The organism is Candidatus Frankia nodulisporulans, from assembly GCF_902806475.1.
Classification (GTDB): Bacteria; Actinomycetota; Actinomycetes; order Frankiales; family Frankiaceae; genus Frankia; species Frankia umida.
In genome coordinates this window covers 20580-37116 of record NZ_CADCWS010000002.1, presented here as the reverse complement: position 1 = coordinate 37116, position 16537 = coordinate 20580, and the positions used below count along the sequence as shown (strand labels likewise).

Annotated in this window: 17 protein-coding genes; 8 read left to right on the top strand and 9 right to left on the bottom strand. The window is 71.9% G+C overall.

Annotation, left to right across the window (positions count from 1 at the left end; genetic code table 11):
* Positions 1 to 49: 49 nt before the first annotated feature.
* Positions 50 to 1390, bottom strand: coding sequence for a 3-phosphoshikimate 1-carboxyvinyltransferase (gene aroA, locus G6R24_RS00555; protein WP_163547203.1), 1341 nt, complete (start codon positions 1388 to 1390; stop codon positions 50 to 52).
* A gap of 146 nt (positions 1391 to 1536) precedes the next feature.
* Positions 1537 to 2352 carry a class I SAM-dependent methyltransferase gene (locus G6R24_RS00550; protein WP_163547154.1) on the bottom strand — a complete coding sequence of 272 codons (816 nt, stop codon included), beginning with the start codon at positions 2350 to 2352 and terminating at the stop codon, positions 1537 to 1539.
* Between the two features lie 273 nt (positions 2353 to 2625).
* Between G6R24_RS00550 and G6R24_RS00545 the strand changes: the two genes are divergently transcribed.
* From G6R24_RS00545 to rsrA, 3 genes are all read left to right on the top strand, one after another.
* Positions 2626 to 3216 carry an alpha/beta hydrolase family protein gene (locus G6R24_RS00545; RefSeq protein WP_420840646.1) on the top strand — a complete coding sequence of 197 codons (591 nt, stop codon included), beginning with the start codon at positions 2626 to 2628 and terminating at the stop codon, positions 3214 to 3216.
* Between the two features lie 325 nt (positions 3217 to 3541).
* Positions 3542 to 4153: a sigma-70 family RNA polymerase sigma factor gene (locus tag G6R24_RS00540; protein WP_163547150.1), complete on the top strand. Its 612-nt coding sequence runs from the start codon at positions 3542 to 3544 to the stop codon at positions 4151 to 4153.
* Entirely contained in the window at positions 4150 to 4434 is a 285-nt protein-coding gene (gene rsrA, locus G6R24_RS00535; protein WP_163547149.1) for a mycothiol system anti-sigma-R factor, read from the top strand. Before G6R24_RS00540 ends, rsrA begins: the two co-directional genes overlap by 4 nt.
* Positions 4435 to 4534: 100 nt before the next feature.
* Here rsrA and G6R24_RS23890 read toward each other — a convergent pair whose 3' ends face one another.
* Positions 4535 to 4609 (bottom strand): 50S ribosomal protein bL37, encoded by a 75-nt coding sequence (locus G6R24_RS23890; RefSeq protein ID WP_369809780.1) that lies wholly within the window; start codon positions 4607 to 4609, stop codon positions 4535 to 4537.
* A gap of 61 nt (positions 4610 to 4670) precedes the next feature.
* A complete protein-coding gene (locus tag G6R24_RS00530; RefSeq protein WP_225437919.1) occupies positions 4671 to 5999 on the bottom strand; it encodes a DUF5317 domain-containing protein in 1329 nt (442 codons plus the stop codon).
* 262 nt (positions 6000 to 6261) lie between these two features.
* Between G6R24_RS00530 and G6R24_RS00525 the strand changes: the two genes are divergently transcribed.
* Both G6R24_RS00525 and bsaP read left to right on the top strand, forming a co-directional pair.
* Positions 6262 to 6492 (top strand): biotin/lipoyl-binding carrier protein, encoded by a 231-nt coding sequence (locus G6R24_RS00525; protein ID WP_163547145.1) that lies wholly within the window; start codon positions 6262 to 6264, stop codon positions 6490 to 6492.
* A gap of 69 nt (positions 6493 to 6561) precedes the next feature.
* On the top strand, positions 6562 to 6996 hold the full coding sequence (bsaP, locus tag G6R24_RS24345; RefSeq protein WP_476727344.1) for a biotin synthase auxiliary protein BsaP: 435 nt from the start codon (positions 6562 to 6564) through the stop codon (positions 6994 to 6996).
* An 808-nt stretch (positions 6997 to 7804) separates the two neighbouring features.
* On the opposite strand, the gene bioB is transcribed toward bsaP, so the two are convergent.
* The 3 genes from bioB to G6R24_RS00510 form a co-directional block, all read right to left on the bottom strand.
* Positions 7805 to 8842, bottom strand: a complete 1038-nt coding sequence (bioB, locus tag G6R24_RS00520) for a biotin synthase BioB (RefSeq protein WP_163547201.1) — start codon at positions 8840 to 8842, stop codon at positions 7805 to 7807.
* 421 nt (positions 8843 to 9263) lie between these two features.
* The gene (bioD, locus tag G6R24_RS00515; protein WP_163547143.1) at positions 9264 to 9980 is read right to left on the bottom strand and encodes a dethiobiotin synthase; all 717 of its coding nucleotides are present in this window, start codon (positions 9978 to 9980) and stop codon (positions 9264 to 9266) included.
* On the bottom strand, positions 9977 to 11176 hold the full coding sequence (locus G6R24_RS00510) for an 8-amino-7-oxononanoate synthase (protein WP_175084374.1): 1200 nt from the start codon (positions 11174 to 11176) through the stop codon (positions 9977 to 9979). Before G6R24_RS00510 ends, bioD begins: the two co-directional genes overlap by 4 nt.
* A gap of 100 nt (positions 11177 to 11276) precedes the next feature.
* Between G6R24_RS00510 and G6R24_RS00505 the strand changes: the two genes are divergently transcribed.
* Positions 11277 to 12740 carry a sensor histidine kinase gene (locus G6R24_RS00505; RefSeq protein WP_175084378.1) on the top strand — a complete coding sequence of 488 codons (1464 nt, stop codon included), beginning with the start codon at positions 11277 to 11279 and terminating at the stop codon, positions 12738 to 12740.
* Between the two features lie 557 nt (positions 12741 to 13297).
* Here the strand turns inward: G6R24_RS00505 and G6R24_RS00500 are convergent.
* Positions 13298 to 13546, bottom strand: a complete 249-nt coding sequence (locus tag G6R24_RS00500; RefSeq protein ID WP_163547139.1) for a WhiB family transcriptional regulator — start codon at positions 13544 to 13546, stop codon at positions 13298 to 13300.
* Between the two features lie 483 nt (positions 13547 to 14029).
* Here G6R24_RS00500 and G6R24_RS00495 point away from each other — a divergent pair, with 483 nt between their 5' ends.
* Positions 14030 to 14785, top strand: a complete 756-nt coding sequence (locus G6R24_RS00495; protein WP_163547137.1) for a glycerophosphodiester phosphodiesterase — start codon at positions 14030 to 14032, stop codon at positions 14783 to 14785.
* Positions 14786 to 14864: 79 nt separating this feature from the next.
* Here G6R24_RS00495 and G6R24_RS00490 read toward each other — a convergent pair whose 3' ends face one another.
* Complete coding sequence (locus G6R24_RS00490; protein ID WP_163547135.1) at positions 14865 to 15878, bottom strand: diacylglycerol/lipid kinase family protein; 1014 nt, start codon at positions 15876 to 15878, stop codon at positions 14865 to 14867.
* A 223-nt stretch (positions 15879 to 16101) separates the two neighbouring features.
* Here G6R24_RS00490 and G6R24_RS00485 point away from each other — a divergent pair, with 223 nt between their 5' ends.
* On the top strand, positions 16102 to 16527 hold the full coding sequence (locus G6R24_RS00485) for a hypothetical protein (RefSeq protein ID WP_225437917.1): 426 nt from the start codon (positions 16102 to 16104) through the stop codon (positions 16525 to 16527).
* Positions 16528 to 16537: the final 10 nt, after the last annotated feature.

Here is a 16537-nt window from a genome sequence, read left to right as displayed (position 1 = left end):
GCCGCGACCCGCTAGACCGAGCCGACCCGCGTCAGGGCACGACCTCGGGTCACCGGCCGGCCTGGTCTGCCTGGTCTGCCAGCATCGCCGACCACATCCGGGGGAAGTCGGGAACGGTCTTGCCGGTGGTGGCGATGTCATCGACCTCGACCCCGGGCACCACCAGCCCGACGACCGCGTAGGCCATCGCGAGCCGGTGGTCGGAGCGCGGGTCGAGCCGTCCACCGTGCAGGGGCGCCGGGTCGATCGCCAGCCCGTCGTCGGTCACGGTGATCCGGGCGCCGAGACGGCCCAGTTCCTCGGCGAGCGCGGCGAGCCGGTCGGTCTCGTGCAGCCGCAGGTGACCGATGCCGCGCAGCCGGGACGGTGAGCTCGCCAGCGCGGCGAGCGCGGTCAGCACCGGCGCGGCCTCGCCGAAGTCGCTCAGGTCGACATCGATGCCGTGGATGGTGCCACCACCGGTGACCGCCAGGCCCCGTTCGGTGCGCTCGGTGGAGGCGCCCATGGCCGCGAGCAACGCGGGCAGCATCCGTCCGGGCTGTTCGGTGACATCCGGCCAGCTGGGCACCACGACCCGCCCGCCGGTGGCGACCGCGGCGGCGAGGAACGCGGTCGCGCTGTTGAGATCCGGTTCGATCACCTTCTCACCGGCCAGGAGCTCACCCGGCGCCACCCGAAAGCGCCGGGTGCCGCCGGCCGCGGGCGGGTCGACGTCCACCGTGGCGCCGGCCGCGCGCAGGTCCGCCACCGTCATGTCCAGGTACGGGCCGGACGGCAGCCGGGAGCCGTGGTGCACGACCGTGACCCCGGCGTCGTAACGCGGACCGGCGAGCAGCAGACCGGAGATGAGCTGGCTCGAGTTGGACGCGTCGACCTCCACCTCGCCGCCGGGCAGCCCGCCGTGACCGTGGACGGTGAAGGGCATCCGGTCGGAGTCGATGTCGGCGCCCAGCCGCCGCAGCGCCCCGAGCAGGGGAGTCAGCGGGCGGTCGCGCATCCGGGTGTCCCCGTCGAACACGATGTCGCCTTCGCGCAGGGTCGCTAGCGCCGGGGTGAAGCGGGCGACCGTGCCGGCGTTGCCGCAGTCGGCCCGCGCGCCCGCGGCCAGCCGCGTCGACCGGGCCGGGCGGACCGTCCAGTCCACCCCGTCGGTGTCGACCTCGGCACCGAGCGCCCGCAGCACACCGGCCATGAGCAGGGTGTCGCGCGAACGCAGCGCCCCCCGCAGCCGGGACTCGCCGCTGGCCAGCGCCGCCAGCACCAGCGCCCGGTTGGTGCCGGACTTGGCGCCCGGCACCGGCACGACGGCCACCACCGGCCGCGCCGCCGTCGGTGCTGGCCACGGATCGGACTGGGTATCGGCGTGCTCGGTACCGGTCAGGATGCTCACCCTGCCAGCATGCCGGATGAACGGCCCGATCCGGGCCACCGCCTCTCCCCCCGCCCCGCCGGCCCACAGCCCGTTCACCGGCCGGTCACCTTGATCTCAGGCCGCGCCGGTGTCGCCGCGGACGCCCCGGGCCCGTCCGCCGGACGTCACCGGGGGCGGCGGGCGGAGGCGATCAGATGGATGCCGATGGACTCGCCCTCACGTTCGGCGGAGAGCTCCACCTCGGTCCGGACCAGGGTGGGGAAGCAGGAGACGTCCTCGGCGAGCGCCCGGGTGACGGCTTCGGCGGACAGCACTGTCCGGGGCCGGATCCAGTCGACCTCGAAGCCGGCGCTGGACAGCAGCGCGCGCAGCTCCTCGGGCCAGAAACACCGGGTTATCGTGCCGTCGTCGGCGGGTACCAGCACGACATCCGCACGGGGTACATCGGACAGTTCCGCCCACCGGTGCTGCTCGGCCAGCCGGGCCAGCCCCAGCAGCAGCGAGTCGACGCACAGCAGCAGCTGGCCGCCCGGGCGCAGCATCCGGTGGATCTGCTCGAGAGTGGTCTCGGTGGCCAGGCAGAACGACAGTGCCCGCGCCTCGGCGAGCACCGCGTCGAACGAGCCGGCGTGAAACCAGTCCAGCGACCGGGCGTCGCCCACGACCGGACACAGCGCCCCACCACCCCCCGAGCCGGGTGTGGCACCGCCGCGCTCACGCAGATGGGTGGGGACCGCGTCGGTGACCACCCGGACCACCTGATGGCCGGCCCCGACCATCTGCCGGGCGAACCTGGCCCGCGGCCCGGAGACGTCGAGCACCCGCCCCGGCCGCGTGGGCAACCACTCCCGCAGCTGGGCGGCCGCGACCTCCTCGTAGAACGCCCAGTACGGGTCGTCACTGTCCGTCGGAGCCTCGCAGACCAGGGATTGCGCTCGTCCTCGAGACGATCCCGCGTCCGCGGCGGGGCCAGGCAGCATGGAGCTTTTCCCACCCTTCAAGGGGCATTGATGAGAGGCAAGTCACAAAGTCACGGTGGAAGTCTGACAGATTCCGAGCTGGACCACGCGGGGTCTTTCCCCGTTGCGTCCCGGCAATGCGTCCCGGCCGCCGTGACGACCGAATCCGGACCGGCGGCGGGGCCTGGACGGGAGGGTGCGACAGAGGTCCACACAGCAGTCGACGGTGGGCGGCTGCGTCTGGTTCCCGGCGACGGCCCGACGGTCGTGTTTCTGCATGGTGCCGGTAGCGGTGTGGACACACCCCTGTTCAACGCGCTGGCCACGGCCCTGGCCGCGGGGGGCGCGCGGATCGGACGGCTGGAGATGCCCTACCGGGTGGCCGGCCGGCGGGCACCCGACCGGGCGGCCCGACTGGACGCCGTCGCGCTGGCCGCGGTGAGCACGCATGTCGCCGACACGGGGCGGCCGTTCGCACTGGCGGGGGTGTCGATGGGATCGCGGGTGGCGATGCGGGTCGCAGGACCGCTGGGAGCCCGGGGTGTGCTCGCGCTCGGCTTCCCGCTGCGCCCGCCGGGTCGGACGGCGGCCGGCGAGCCGAAGCCGTCCCGTCAGCACGAACTCGACGAGGTCGGGCTGCCGGTGCTGGTGGTCCAGGGCGAACGCGATCCCTTCGGTCGGCCCGAACCGGACGCGTCCCGGGAACGCCGCCTGCACCTCGTCCGGGGCGGCGACCACTCGTTTCGGACCCGTGTCCGTGACGGGCGGGCGCCCGAGGAGGCCGTCGCCGAAGCCGCCCATGTGGGCGCCGCCTACCTGCTCGGCCTGCTCGGCCTGCTCGGCCTGCTCGGCCCGCCGGACGTCCCGCACCCCGCCCGGATATGACCCGGTACCGGCCCGGGTCGGACGTCGGTGCGGGAATCATCCAGAGCCGGGTCCGGTTGACCAGGAGGCCAGACGAGGTAGCGGAGGTCACATGACTCCAGCGAGCGCCCTGCAACAGCAGGCATCGCACGGGCGGCCGTCCGAGCAGCCGGCCCGTGAGCAGGCGTCACCTGGGCGGATATCACGGCCCACATCACCGCGCGATCGTGCGGTGCCCGGGGTATCGTCCTCGGCGGGAAGGCGATCCGTTTCCGGACGGCTCGCCGCGCCACAGGCCGGGTCCGCGGTCGCCGGGCCCGCTGTCGGTGCAGACGACGGTGAGGGGATGATCCTGGTCGACGAGACCACCGAGGAGCGGGGTGCGCGCTTCGAGCGCGACGCTCTCCCGTACCTCGACCAGATGTATGCCGCCGCGTTGCGGATGACCCGCAACCCAGCCGACGCGGAGGATCTCGTTCAGGAGACCTTCGTGAAGGCGTTCGCGGCCTTTCACCAGTTCCAGGCCGGAACGAACCTCAAGGCCTGGCTCTACCGGATCCTGACGAACACCTTCATCAACACCTACCGCCGTCGGCAGCGTCAGCCGCTGCAGAGCCCGACCGAGCAGGTCGAGGACTGGCAGCTCGCCGAGGCGGAGTCGCACACCTCCGTCGGCCTCAAGAGCGCCGAGACCGAAGCACTCGAGCATCTGCCCGACAGCGACATCAAGGATGCGCTGCAGGCCCTCCCGGAGGACTTCCGGATGGCGGTCTACCTGGCCGATGTCGAGGGTTTCTCCTACAAGGAGATCGCGGAGATCATGGGCACGCCGATCGGGACGGTCATGTCCCGGCTGCATCGCGGTCGCCGGGGTCTGCGCAAGTCGCTCGAGCAGTACGCGGCCGACCGTGGGCTGGTCCCCGCGGGCTCCACCGACGTCGAAGGTGGTGCGTCGTGAGCTGCGGTGGTGAACACGAGATCGACTGCCGAAAGGTGCTCGACGCCGTGTTCCTCTACCTCGACGGGGAGTGCGACGGCGGCCAGCACAACCTGATCCGCTCCCACCTCGACGAGTGCTCCCCGTGCCTGCGCGAGTTCGGCCTCGAACGTGAGGTCAAGATGCTCGTCGCCCGCAAGTGCGGCGGGGAACGGGCGCCGGAGACCCTGCGAACGAGCGTGCTCGCCCGGCTGCGGGCGGCCCGTGTCGACGTCGACGCCGGGGAGTTCCGCGCCGAGTAGCCGTGCGGCCGGGTAGCCATGTGACGGCACCCGGCCATCCGGCGGCGCTTCACGCCGCCCAGCGGCGGGCCGCGCCAACAAGCACGACCCGCCGATCCGATCAGGTGTTGGGGCGCTTGCCGTGGTTGGCCTTGTGCTTGGCCCGTGCGCGCCGCTTGCGCTTCTTCTTCGCCATGACGTCCTCCTTCCCTTCACTGGATACAGCAGTCATCGTGCCAGCCCGCGCGGCCGTCGGGTCAGCCGCGTGCCGTGGCCCCCGGCTGGCGCGGCGTGGGCCCATCGCCCCACGGGTCATCCAGGCCGGACGGGTCAGTCTCGCTCACCCCGGCGTCGGAGGGCCGCAGACGGTGCCCGCCTGCCTCGCTCCCGCCGCCCTTCGCCCCACGACCGCCGGACGTCCGCTCCTCGGACGCGCGGAAGACGGAGATGTCGTACGGGTCGTACCCGTCGCCACCCATGCCATCCCCGCCCAGCCCCGTGCCACCCGAGCCCGCCCGCCGCGGGCCGGTGCCGCCTGGACCCGCCGCGCGGGTATCGGCATCGCGAGCATCGGGACCATCCGGGCCAGTGGGGTCGAGGCTGGTGCGGTCTGGGGCGATGAGGTCCGCGTCCGCGCGGTCCGATGCCGCGCGACCCGCGTGGGCATCGTCATCGAGCCAGCCATCGAGCGGACCGCCACCACGATCATCGAACGCGGGATCGTCGGCGGGTTCCGCGGTGCCCGGCGGAACGCCCCGACGCGCATGACCGCCCAGGTCCTGAGGTTCGCCCTGACCACCCTGACCACCGAGGTCGCCGAGGTCGCCGAGGTCGTCCTGGCCGTCGAGCTCCTCGCGCGCGTCGAGCTCGTCAGGATCGTCTGAGCCGTCGGTGCTGGTGCGATGCTGTTTTGTGATCTTGACATACTCCCAGGAGTCGTCCGTGGCCGGGTCCATGTCGGCCAGCTGCGGGTCGGCCAGGTCGTCGTAGGTCGGGACGCCGCTAGCGCTGCGCCGGGTACCAGGCCGAGGCGGTCCGCCGTAGGCGGCGGGCAGGGCGCCGGCGAGGGCGGCGTTGCGCCGCGCCTGCAGCGTCCGCCACGCACGGACCGGGGTCACCGCGCCGAACACGCCGAGCGCGGCCGCGATCAGCACGTCTCCGATGCTCAGGACCGCGGGCACCCCCGGCAACGCGAAGGGGATGATGTCGCTGAGCAGCCGTAGGCTGCTGTCGCCGTCAGCGGGAGTGTGGAAGGCCGAGCGCAGGATGTCGTTCGCCGGCACCCCGGCATGCTGGGCCTGCCACAGCGAAACCGGCATCTGCCCACCGTTGGCCGTGATCACGGCGGCGTTGGCGATGATGCCGGCGACCAGCAGGCCAAGGCCTGGCAGGCGGTTGTTCATCCCGGCGAACAGCGCCGCGAGCACAGCGGCCACGATCCAGGCCACGCTGTGCAACGCCGGTACGAGCCCGCCGACCGCGAGTGCCAGGATCACCGCGGCGAACAACAACGGCTGTTGGACATGGACGCGGGCGAGGGCGCTGAGTGTTCCACCGCGGGCGAGTCCCACGCCCAACCCGATCACCAGAGTCAGCACGACAAGTACGAGCACATGCGTAGTCTGCGGGTTTGCGGTATTCGTTCCCAACACCGGGCGGGCGAGTCGCGCGCGTCGTTGCTGTTCGCGCCCCGATCCACCGCTGGACGGACGTCCCTGGTCGGCGATTGGCATTGGTCCGGATGGCTGTGGGCACTACGCTTCTCGCGGGCTCACCGTTGGTGGGCTCCATGACCCGCGGGGTCGCGGCCGCCCGGCCCGTGGCCTACCGCCGTTGAAGGGGGCGTCGATGGCCGAAGAGGTCCGCGCGGAGATGGTTGCCAACGTGTGGAAGGTCGTCGTCGGCGAGGGAGACGCAGTGGCGGCCGGAGACGCCCTGGTCATCCTCGACTCCATGAAGATGGAGATCCCCGTGATCAGCGAGGACGGCGGCACCGTGGCCCGCATCGCTGTCTCCGAGGGCGACGTCGTCCAGGACGGCGACCTGATCGCCGTCGTCGAGCCCGTCGCCGCAGGCTGATCCCCCTCAGCACCGGCTGATCTTCGCCGGCGTCCGCTGATCTTCGCCTACGTCCGTCAGCGCGTGTCGATGCTCGTCAGCGCATGTCGGAGTCCGTCTGCGTGTGTCGGCGCCCGTCAGCGCGTGTCGGCGCTTGTGGACATCCGTCGGCCCCCGAGCACCGTTGGCGCCTGCTGGTCCGACTGTCGTCGTCGTGGGGGCCCTTACAGGCCCTCGTCACCGTCCGCCGGTCCTCGCCGATGCGGGGTAGGCTGCCGCCGGTCGGGTACCCGGGGTGACACCTGTGTGCCATGCCTTAAGCTGATGTTCATGGACGCCTCGTTCTGTGACCGTTGCGGTCAGCTAGCTGGTGTGGGGAACCATGAGGCGTGTGCGCGGGCTCGCGAGCTGGAGCCACCGCGGTACTGCCGAATCTGCCGCCGCCGTATGGTCGTGCAGGTCACCCCCGGCGGCTGGTCGGCCCGCTGCGCCGAGCACGGCCTCATGACAGCCACCAACGCCTGACGCCCCCCACCCGCGCCGGGATGTCGACGTCTCCCGTCCGCGCCACAGGGTCGCTGCTCCCCGTTCGCGCCGGGATGTCGACGTCTCCCGCGCGCGCAACAAGGTCGATGTCTCCCGTTCGCACCGGGAGATGGGCGTCCCAGGTCGGTGCCAGGGGCTGACATCATCCCGTCCGCATGCGCAGGATCGCAGGTCCTGGGTTCGGCGCGGACGCCGAGGGGTCGTCGCAGACGCCTCAACGTGGACCCGCACGGGTGTACGGAATCACGGCGGCGATACCTCCGCATTCCCGTCGTCCAGATTCCCCGAACGTCCAGACTCCCGCCACCCAGGGCCTCTGTCGCCCAGGGTATCCATCCATGCGCGTAGGGGAGCATTGCGGCTGCGAAGGAGTTCGCCTTCCCCGCCACGCCCTCTCCGCCCCGGCCGTTGGTGACCGTACGAAACCTTTAGCGACCGTCCGCAGTCAGCTGCGGTCGGCGCGCCGGTCCTGGGTCGGATGTCGAGGGTTATTCGGCCACATGCCGAGGGTTATTCGGCTGGGGAGGCCGAAATCCTTGAACAACCCTCGGCATGCGCTGAATGTGGCCGCCACCTGGCCGCGATTCGCGGGGGTCGAAGCGCACCGCCGCACCGTGGCAAAGCACATTTCGTTATATATCGGGCACCTGGAAGGCCGTTGGCGGTGCCGCGGTGCCGGCGACGCTGAGGCGGTGTCCTTCGCGGTGTCGCGGTGTCGCGGTGGCGGGGTTGGTGACGGTGAGAGCGATGGCGTCGCTGACGGTGATGGCAATGGTGACGGTCGTGATCAGAGGGTGGACTGGAGGGACTTGATCGGCATGCTGAGGTCGGCCAGCATCTTCAGGTCGGCCTCGGCGGGGCGGCCGAGGGTCGTCAGGTAGTTGCCGACGATGACGGCGTTGATGCCACCGAGCATGCCCTGCGCCTCGAGGTCGCCGAGGGTGATCTCCCGGCCGCCCGAGTAGCGCAGGATGGTGCGGGGCAGCGCCAGGCGGAAGGCGGCGATGGCGCGCAGGGCGTCCCGCGGCTGGACCGGCGGGTAGTCGCCGAAGGGAGTGCCGGGGCGCGGGTTGAGGAAGTTCAGGGGGACCTCGTCCGGCTCCAGGCGGGCGAGCTGGGCTGCGAGTTCCGCGCGCTGCTCGAGGGACTCGCCGACGCCGAGGATCGCCCCGCAGCACAGTTCCATGCCGGCGGCGCGGACCATCTCGCAGGTCTCCCAGCGCTCCTCCCAGGAGTGCGTGGTGACGACCTTGGTGAAGTGCGACTGGGCTGTCTCGAGGTTGTGGTTGTAGCGGTGGACACCCATCGCGGCGAGCTCGTCCACCTGGGCCTGGGTGAGCATGCCCAGCGAGCAGGCGACGTTGATCTCCACCGCGGCCTGGATCGCGGCCACACCCTCACGGACCTGCGACATCAGGCGCTCGTCGGGACCGCGCACGGCCGCCACGATGCAGAACTCCGTCGCTCCGGTGGCGGCGGTCTGGCGTGCGGCGTCGACCAGCGACGGGACGTCCAGCCAGGCCGAACGTACCGGCGAGTCGAACTTGCCGGACTGCGAGCAGAAGTGGCAGTCCTCCGGGCAGCCGCCGGTCTTCAGGCTGATGATGCCCTCGACCTCGATCTCCGGTCCGCACCAGCGCATCCGCACCTCGTGGGCGAGCGCCAGCAGTTCGGTGAGCGACTCGTCCGGCAGCTGCAGGACCGCGAGCACGCTGGCCTCGTCCAGACCGCGTCCGCCCTCGAGCACCTCACGGCGCGCGTGGGCGAGGATCGTCGCCGGATCGGTGCGGGCCGTCGCGGGTCCGCCGGTCGCGTTCTCGTCCAGCGCGCCATCAACGAGCGCGGCATCATCCGGGACGCCTTCGCCCAGCGCGGTCTCGCCGAGCGCGGTCTCGTCCAGGACGGTCTTGTCGAGGACGGACTCGCCCAGGGCGGACTCGTCCAGCACGGACTCGCTCAGCGCAGCGTCGTCCAGCGTGGCGTCGTCCAGCGTGGCGTCGGCCGGCTCCAGCGGGGTCTCCACCACCTTGGGGGCGGGATACGCGGTCACGGGTGCGGTCACGGTGGCCTCCTGGCGAGGTCTACGGCGGATACGGTCGGCTGCTCGGTAGTCGGGTCCGGGCGGGCGGGTGTGGCCGTGCCCGGATGGTGGGTGTGGGCGCCACCATTGTCGAGCCCCGGGCGCGATGGTGTTCCCCTTTCGGACGCGACATCGCGCACGTTCAGCACTCGACACGTGCTGTACATCACATTGGGTGACTGTTCTGGAACTCCTGTGCGCGGAAGGTGCCGCCGAGTGACGGTTCCAGTGAGCGGCGGGCGGTGGCGAGGAAGTCGGCTGGGGTCAGCAGGCCGGCGCCGGCGGGGATCGCACCGGCCACCGGACGGCCGGCGAGACTCGCGAGGTCGGCCAGGTTGCCTCGGCAGGCTAGATCGGGGTCGGCCGGCCAGGAGCCGATCACCACACCGGCGAGTTCGAGCCCGCGGTGGGCAAGTGCCTCGAGGGTCAGCGCCGTGGTGTTGAGCGTACCGAGCCCGGCCGACACGACGACGAGCACCGGCGCGCGCAGCTGCTGGGCGAGGTCGGCGACGGTGCTGCCGTGCTCGTCGAAACGCACCAGCAGACCGCCGGCACCCTCGACGAGCACCAGATCGCGGTGGGCCGCGAGCTTGTCGAGCTGGGCGCGGACGTCGCCGAGGTCGACAGCGGGCAGTCCCGCCCGGCGGGCGGCGGTCGCCGGTGCGAGCGGGTCCGGGTAGCGGGTTCCCTCGTGGATGTCGCGGACGCCGCTGAGCGTGGCGACGAGGTCCACGTCGCCGGGTGCGCCGGGTGGGAGGCCGGTCTGCGCGGGTTTGACCACGGCGACCGAGCGGCCCCGGTCGGACGCGAGGGCGGCGACGGCGGCGGTGACGATGGTCTTGCCGATCTCGGTGCCGGTGCCGGTGACGACCAGGACGCTCATGGGACCCGCACGAGGATGCCGGCGGCGGCGAAGGCCTCGCGGACCTGGGCCAGGTCGGTCGCGGTGAGGTCGGCTCGGGCCGCGACGCGTAGCCGGCTGGTGCCGGCGGGGACGGTGGGCGGACGGAAGCAGCCCACGGCGACGCCGCTGGCCCGGCAGGCCGCGGCGGCGGCCAGCGCCGTCTCGGGTTCACCGAGGATCACCGAGACGACCGCCCCGGCCGGGGTCGGCGCGCCGGTGAGCTCGGCGAGGTGACGCGCGTGTGCCCGGACCGTCCCGGCCAGTTCCGGTCGGGCCCGCAGCTGGTCGAGTGCGGCCAGTGCCGCGCCGACGTTCGCCGGGGCGAGTCCGGTGTCGAAGATGAAGGACCGGGCGGTGTCGACGAGATGGTCGCGCAGCGCCGTGGAACCCAGTACGGCACCGCCGAGGCCGCCGAGCGCCTTGGACAGGGTCGCGGTGGCCACCACGTCCGGCTCCGCGGCGAGCCCGGCGGCGTGCACCGCGCCACCGCCGCCCGGGCCGACGACTCCCAGGCCGTGCGCCTCGTCGACGACCAGCAGCGCGCCGTGGGCCCGGGCGGTGTCGTGCAGGGCGAGCAGGTCGGCGGCGTCACCGTCGGCGGAGAACACCGACTCGGTGACGACGATCGCCCGTCGCCAGCCGCCGACTCCCAACGCCGCGGCGACGGCGGCCGTCTCACCGTGTGGGGTGATCACCACCTGGGCTCGGGAGAGCCGGCAGGCGTCCACGATCGAGGCGTGGTTGAGCGCGTCCGACACGATGAGGTCGCCCGGGCCGGCGAGCGCGGTCAGAACGCCGAGGTTGGCGGTGTAGCCGGAGGAGAACACCAGCGCCGCCGCGAACCCCATGTGCGCGGCCAGGGCCTGCTCCAGGTCGGTGTGCAGCGTGGTTGACCCGGTGACCAGGCGACTTCCGGTGGAACCGGCGCCCCAGTCACGTACGGCGCGGACCGCGGCCGCCACGACGGCGGGGTGTCGGCCAAGACCGAGGTAGTCGTTGCCGGCCAGATCCACCCGCACGGCGTGGGACGCGGGCAGCCCGGCGGTACGCGGACGGAGTTCGCGGCGCAGCCCGGCGGCCCGGCGGGCCTCGGCGTGGTCGGCCAGCCAGGCCAGCGGCCCGGCCTGTGACGGAGCCGGCGGCCCGGCCTGCGCGGGTGCGTCGTCGATGGTCACGACGGCGAGCGTACGGCGCGTCCGGGGTGCATGTGGGTGCCCGCCAGCTCACAACACTCACCGGTCTGGCAGTGTGCAGCCCGTGGGAACCCTCGCCGACATGCTGCGCGCGAGCACGGACCTCAGCGACGACGACATCGACCACCTGGCCGCGCTCGTCGCGGACTGGGCGTTGCTCGCCGACCTGTCGTTCGCCGATCTGCTGCTGCTCGTGCCCGTCCGTTCCGGTTCGGCCTCGGGTCGTGGTGGTCACACCAGCGGTACCGAGTTTCTGGTGGTGGCCCAGGTGCGGCCGACGACCGGGCCGACCGCCTACCACAACGACGAGGTCGGCAGCGTCGTCATCAACCGCTGGGTGGTGCAGAACGCCTGGCGGGAGAACCGCATCGCCCGCGAGGGCGAACCGGAGTGGGACGGCGGGGTGCCGGTGCGTACCGAGGCGATCCCGGTGCGACACGGCAACGAGATCATCGCGGTGCTCGCCCGGGACACCAACCTGGTCAATCCGCGCACGCCGAGCGACCTGGAATCGTCCTACCTGCAAGGTGCCAACAACCTGGCGCTCATGATCGCCGAAGGCGCGTTCCCGTTCCGGGGCAGTTCGGCGGAGCTGCCGGAGTCGCCGCGGGTGGGCGACGGGATGATGCGTCTCGACGGTGCCGGCAAGGTCATCTTCGCCAGTCCCAACGCGCTGTCGGCCTATCGCCGCCTCGGGTACACCGGCAACGTCACCGGTGAGGACCTGCGCACGGTGCACCGTGCGCTGAACCTGCCGGCGACGACCCCCGCGGTGTGGCATGCGATCGGACGGCGCCGGCCCGTCGAGGTCGAGGCGGCGGTCGGCAGCACGGTGGTGCTGCTGCGTGCGATCCCGCTGTTTCCCGGGGCGACCCGGGAGGTGCTGGTCCTCGTGCGGGACGTCTCGGAGCTGCGTCGACGCGAGGCGATGCTGCTCAGCAAGGACGCGACAATCCGTGAGATCCATCACAGGGTCAAGAACAACCTGCAGACCGTGGCCGCGCTGCTACGCCTGCAGATGCGTCGGACGAAGGTGGATGAGGCCCGAGCGGCGCTGCGCGAGTCGGTGCGGCGGGTGACCTCGATCGCGGTCGTGCACGAGACGCTGTCGCAGAGCCTGGGAGAGAGCGTCCCCTTCGACGAGATCGCCGACCAGATCACCTCGGTGACGGTGGACCTGGCGTCCACCGGGGCGCGGGCGAACACCCGCCGCTCCGGTTCGTTCGGGCACCTTCCCGGCGAGCTCGCCACGCCGCTGGCCCTTGTGCTCTCGGAGCTTCTGCAGAATGCTGTAGAACACGCGTTCGACGGATCGGCGGGTTCGATCGAGATCCGCGTGCAGCGCTCGACCGGTCGGCTCGATGTCGTCGTCGCCGATGACGGCGCCGGCCTGCCGGATGACTTCCAGCTCGAGCACTCGCCCCGGCTGGGGTTGCAGATCGTGCGCCAGCTGGTGCTCGGTGAGATGCACGGCACCATCCGGCTCCAGGCGGGGCCGAAGTGCGGCACCGAGGCCCTGCTGTCGATCCCACTTTCTGAAAGTTGAGTGTTTGGGGGTGCGAATGGCGGGTATCCCCAGGTCGTGTCCCTCGTTCGCGGTCGGTGTGGCGCTATGCCATGCCTACGCGCGGGAGCCGTGGCCGTGGCCTTCGTCACAGGCTCCGCTTCGCGCGGTGTACCCCGGCGTTCCCGCTCCACCGGGGCGCGCTCGGTGAACCAGCCAGAGCCGGCCCACAGTCCGGCGTCGGCGAGTGGCCTGGCATCGGCGGGCACGGCACCAGCGAGCACGGCACCAGCGGTTACGGCACCGGCGGGTGGAACATCAGCGGGAGTAACAGGGGCACAAAGCGATACGGCCGCTCCGCCCGCGTCGCGCCGCATCACTGCGGCGGACGCGTGGACAGAACGGCCGATGTTGCTGCCAGTCTCGTCGGCGCGGGGGCGCGCCACGTGGCCTGACGTCATGCGGGAGCCGCTGGGGCCGGTCGGCATGAAACCGATGCGTTCCGACGCTCAGAGGTCGCCGCGGGCGGATGTCGGGGATCCGACGCGGGTGGATGGTGCACCCCGTTCCGTGGCACAGGGCCACCGGGGATGGTGCGGTCAGGCAGTCCGAACCCGAAGGCGGACCTGGCGCTTGAGCGCTCGGCGCTCATCCTCGCTCAGTCCACCCCAGACTCCGGAGTCCTGCCCGGTGTCCATTGCCCAGTTCAGACAGTCACTAGTGACTGCACACCGCGCGCAGACGGCCTTTGCCTCTTCGACCTGGCGTTCCGCCGGACCGGTAGTACCGATCGGGAAGAAGAGCTCGGGATCCTCGTCACGGCAGAGCGCTCTGTGGCGCCAGTCCATGCGTCCAACTCCCTCTCTCGTCTCGGGCCACACTGCACATGAGACGCTTTGCGAGCCGCTACGGTTGTGCCGCGGATGAAATTCGGATGAGCAGGATGTCTGCTCGGCCCGACGGCGAGCCGTAGAGCGGGTTCCTGGCGGTCGGTAAGTCCAGGTGCACGTGCATCCACCACGGACATTCGCCACCCTCCCACCGGAACGGGCAGGGGCGCAAGAACCTGCAAGCGTCTTCACACCCTCCCTGGCCTGCACTTGTCCGGCAGGGACACAGATGGGCCACGCACGGCGACACTTCTCCCCAGCATGCAGTCGGGACATAAGTACTGGTTGCCAGGGGTTGTCGCGGCGCCAGGGGTGCTCTGGGCGGGCCGGAGAGGGCCGCTGAGAGGCCCTGGAGCGGACGGAAAATGCCATCTCGGCATCGGCCCGGGTGTCCAGCCTGCCGCGACACACGTCCTGGGCGCGGATGGCAGGGTTGGGCCCATGGAGGTACTCGGTCATCGGGGTAGTAGGGTTCCAGGTCCGGAGAACACGGCCGAGGCCGTGGACGCGGCGCTGCGGGCCGGTGCCGACGGCGTCGAGGTCGATGTTCGCCGCAGCGCCGACGGCGACCTGATCTGTGTGCATGACGCCCGGCTGTCGCGTCCGGTGGGTCGAGCGGTCATCCGCCAGTCGACCTTGGCCCTGCGGGCCCATGGCATCCCGTTGCTCGACGAGGTCCTTGACGCCTGGGCGGGCCGCGGGCGCCTGATCTGCGAGATCAAGAACCAGCCCGGCCAGCCGGACTTCGACGCCCCCCGCGAACGCACCGCGCGCGCCCTCGTCGACGTGCTGCGCGCCCGCGGTCACATCGGTGCCCGCCCGGACCCGGCCGACCTCGACGCCGGCATGGGCGGCATCACCGTCTCCTCGTTCGACTGGTTCGCGATCGAGGCCGTCCGGGATGCCGAGCTCGCCGTCACCACGGCGTTTCTCACCATGCCGCGGATGTCGGTGGGCGGCGGGCTCACCTACGTCCAGTCCGCCGGCCACGCCGAACTGCACGCGCACACCAGCGCGGTACTTGGCTCGGGCGGCTCACACGGCCCGGCGGCGGTCGCCCGGGCCCGCGCGGCAGGCATCCGGCTGGTGGTGTGGACGGTGACCGGCCTCACCGAGGCCCGCGCGCTGCGCGACGCCGGGGTGTCCGGGGCGATCTGTGACGATCCGGTAGGGGTGTGCGCGGCCCTGACCGAGTAGTTCCGCTCTCGGCGGGCGGGGCCGACGGGTCTGGCGGGGCTGATGAGCCTGGCGGGAGGGATCAGCCTGGCGGGGCGGGTCAGGCGATGACGCGCAGGGCCCGCGGATGATGGGTAAGGCGGATGTCGGTGCTTTCGCCCAGGTACTCGCCGTCCATCTGGATGGGCGCCGGCTCGTCCGAGCGGAAGTGGATCGTCGCCCTGTCGTGCTGGCTCACCACATTGCGCCCGTGCGGTCCGCGGCCCTCGGCGAGCATCTGCCGCCCGGTGCGCAGCACCGCGGACGTGCGGACCCGGCGCAGCGCGAGCAGATCCAGGCCGCTGTCGAACGAGGCCTGCGGGCAGGCGAGGACCGGTCGCTGCTCGAGGTAGGTCCACGGGCGGGTGTTGCAGACCAGCCCGAGGGTGATCCGCGCGTCCCGGTCATCGGCCTCGGCGGTCGCCGCACCCTCCTCGGCCTCGTCGGCCTGCGCCTGACGGCGGGCGGCGGAGCCGGGGGAGTGGGCGGGTGTCGTCTCCAGTTCGAGGACGGGGGCGCGGCGGCCGGCACCGCTGAGCAGCTGGGCAGCGGCCGCGCGCAGGAACAGACCGGAACTGTTGCGGCGGCCACCGCTGCGCTTGGCCTCGACCCGCTCCACCACGCGCGCGTCGAGCCCGACTCCGAAGCAGAAGCTGAACCAGCGGCTCTGTTCACCGAACTCGGCGTGACCGATGCTGATCCGCCGGCTACGGCCCTCCCGCAGGGCGTTCAGCAGTTCGCCGGTCGCCTCGACCGGGGACGCGGAGTAGCCGAGCGCGCGGACGAACACATTGGTGCTCCCACCGGGGACGACCGCGAAGGCCGGGCCGTCGGCCACCGGGCCGTTCTGCAGCAGACCGTTGACGATCTCGTTGACGGTACCGTCGCCACCCAGGGCGATCACCACATCAACGCCGAGTTCGACCGCCCGCGCCCCGAGTTCCACCCCGTGGCCCCGGCCCTTGGTGGGGATGACGTCCAGAGCGAGATCCGCGGCGAGCGCGGCAGCGAGGACGTCCCGAACACGTTCGGTTGTGGTGGTCGCGACGGGGTTGACGACCAGCAGCCCTCGCATGCCTCTACCGTAGTCCGTCCACCCAGGTCAGGCGTCGGCTGGGAAAACTCTCACATCGACGGAACTTCCCGGACGTGCGCCACCCCGAACAGGCCACCGGCGCGGCGAGCGGTGCGGGCGACCTACGGCATAGTGTCGCAGTATGGGTTCGAGCAGCGACGGGCAGCGGCGTCCCGCCCGGGGTCATCTGGGTGGACTGCGCGCGGCGGCACGGAGCGCTCCGGTGCCGGCACGAATCGCGAGTCCGCTGCTCGCCCTGGAGGCGCTCACGCTGCTGGCGCTGGGCGTGCTGCAGGTCCTGCGGGGGTTCGGGTCGGGTATCGACGATGTCACCCGGGCGGAGATGGGCGGCCTGCTGGCGCTGCTCGGCGGCGCCGGGGTCGCCGCGCTGGCCATCGGAGTGCTGCGCCGCAGCGGGTCGTTTCGCTCCCCGACCCTCGTCGTGCAGCTGCTGTGCCTGCCGGTCGGCTGGGGTCTCATCCAGGCCGGCGAATACACCTGTGGTGTGGCGCTGATCGTCGTTCCGCTGGTGATCGTGGTCGCGTTGCTCGCCGCGGCCGGGTTCGGGCCGTCCGAGCAGGATGACCCCAGCGGCACCCCGCCGCGGGCGGATGACCTTCCGCCGCGACCCGGGCAGCGGCGCCCGTGAACGCGGCCGG

Bases quoted from the DNA above. Each gene is read 5' to 3' on its own strand.
- G6R24_RS00550 (WP_163547154.1), bottom strand. From the start codon at position 2,352: ATGCTGCCTGGCCCCGCCGCGGACGCGGGATCGTCTCGAGGACGAGCG.
- G6R24_RS00540 (WP_163547150.1), top strand. From the start codon at position 3,542: ATGATCCTGGTCGACGAGACCACCGAGGAGCGGGGTGCGCGCTTCGAG.
- G6R24_RS00525 (WP_163547145.1), top strand. From the start codon at position 6,262: ATGGCCGAAGAGGTCCGCGCGGAGATGGTTGCCAACGTGTGGAAGGTC.
- bsaP (WP_476727344.1), top strand. From the start codon at position 6,562: ATGCTCGTCAGCGCATGTCGGAGTCCGTCTGCGTGTGTCGGCGCCCGT.
- bioD (WP_163547143.1), bottom strand. From the start codon at position 9,980: ATGAGCGTCCTGGTCGTCACCGGCACCGGCACCGAGATCGGCAAGACC.
- G6R24_RS00505 (WP_175084378.1), top strand. From the start codon at position 11,277: ATGCTGCGCGCGAGCACGGACCTCAGCGACGACGACATCGACCACCTG.
- G6R24_RS00500 (WP_163547139.1), bottom strand. From the start codon at position 13,546: ATGGACTGGCGCCACAGAGCGCTCTGCCGTGACGAGGATCCCGAGCTC.
- G6R24_RS00495 (WP_163547137.1), top strand. From the start codon at position 14,030: ATGGAGGTACTCGGTCATCGGGGTAGTAGGGTTCCAGGTCCGGAGAAC.
- G6R24_RS00490 (WP_163547135.1), bottom strand. From the start codon at position 15,878: ATGCGAGGGCTGCTGGTCGTCAACCCCGTCGCGACCACCACAACCGAA.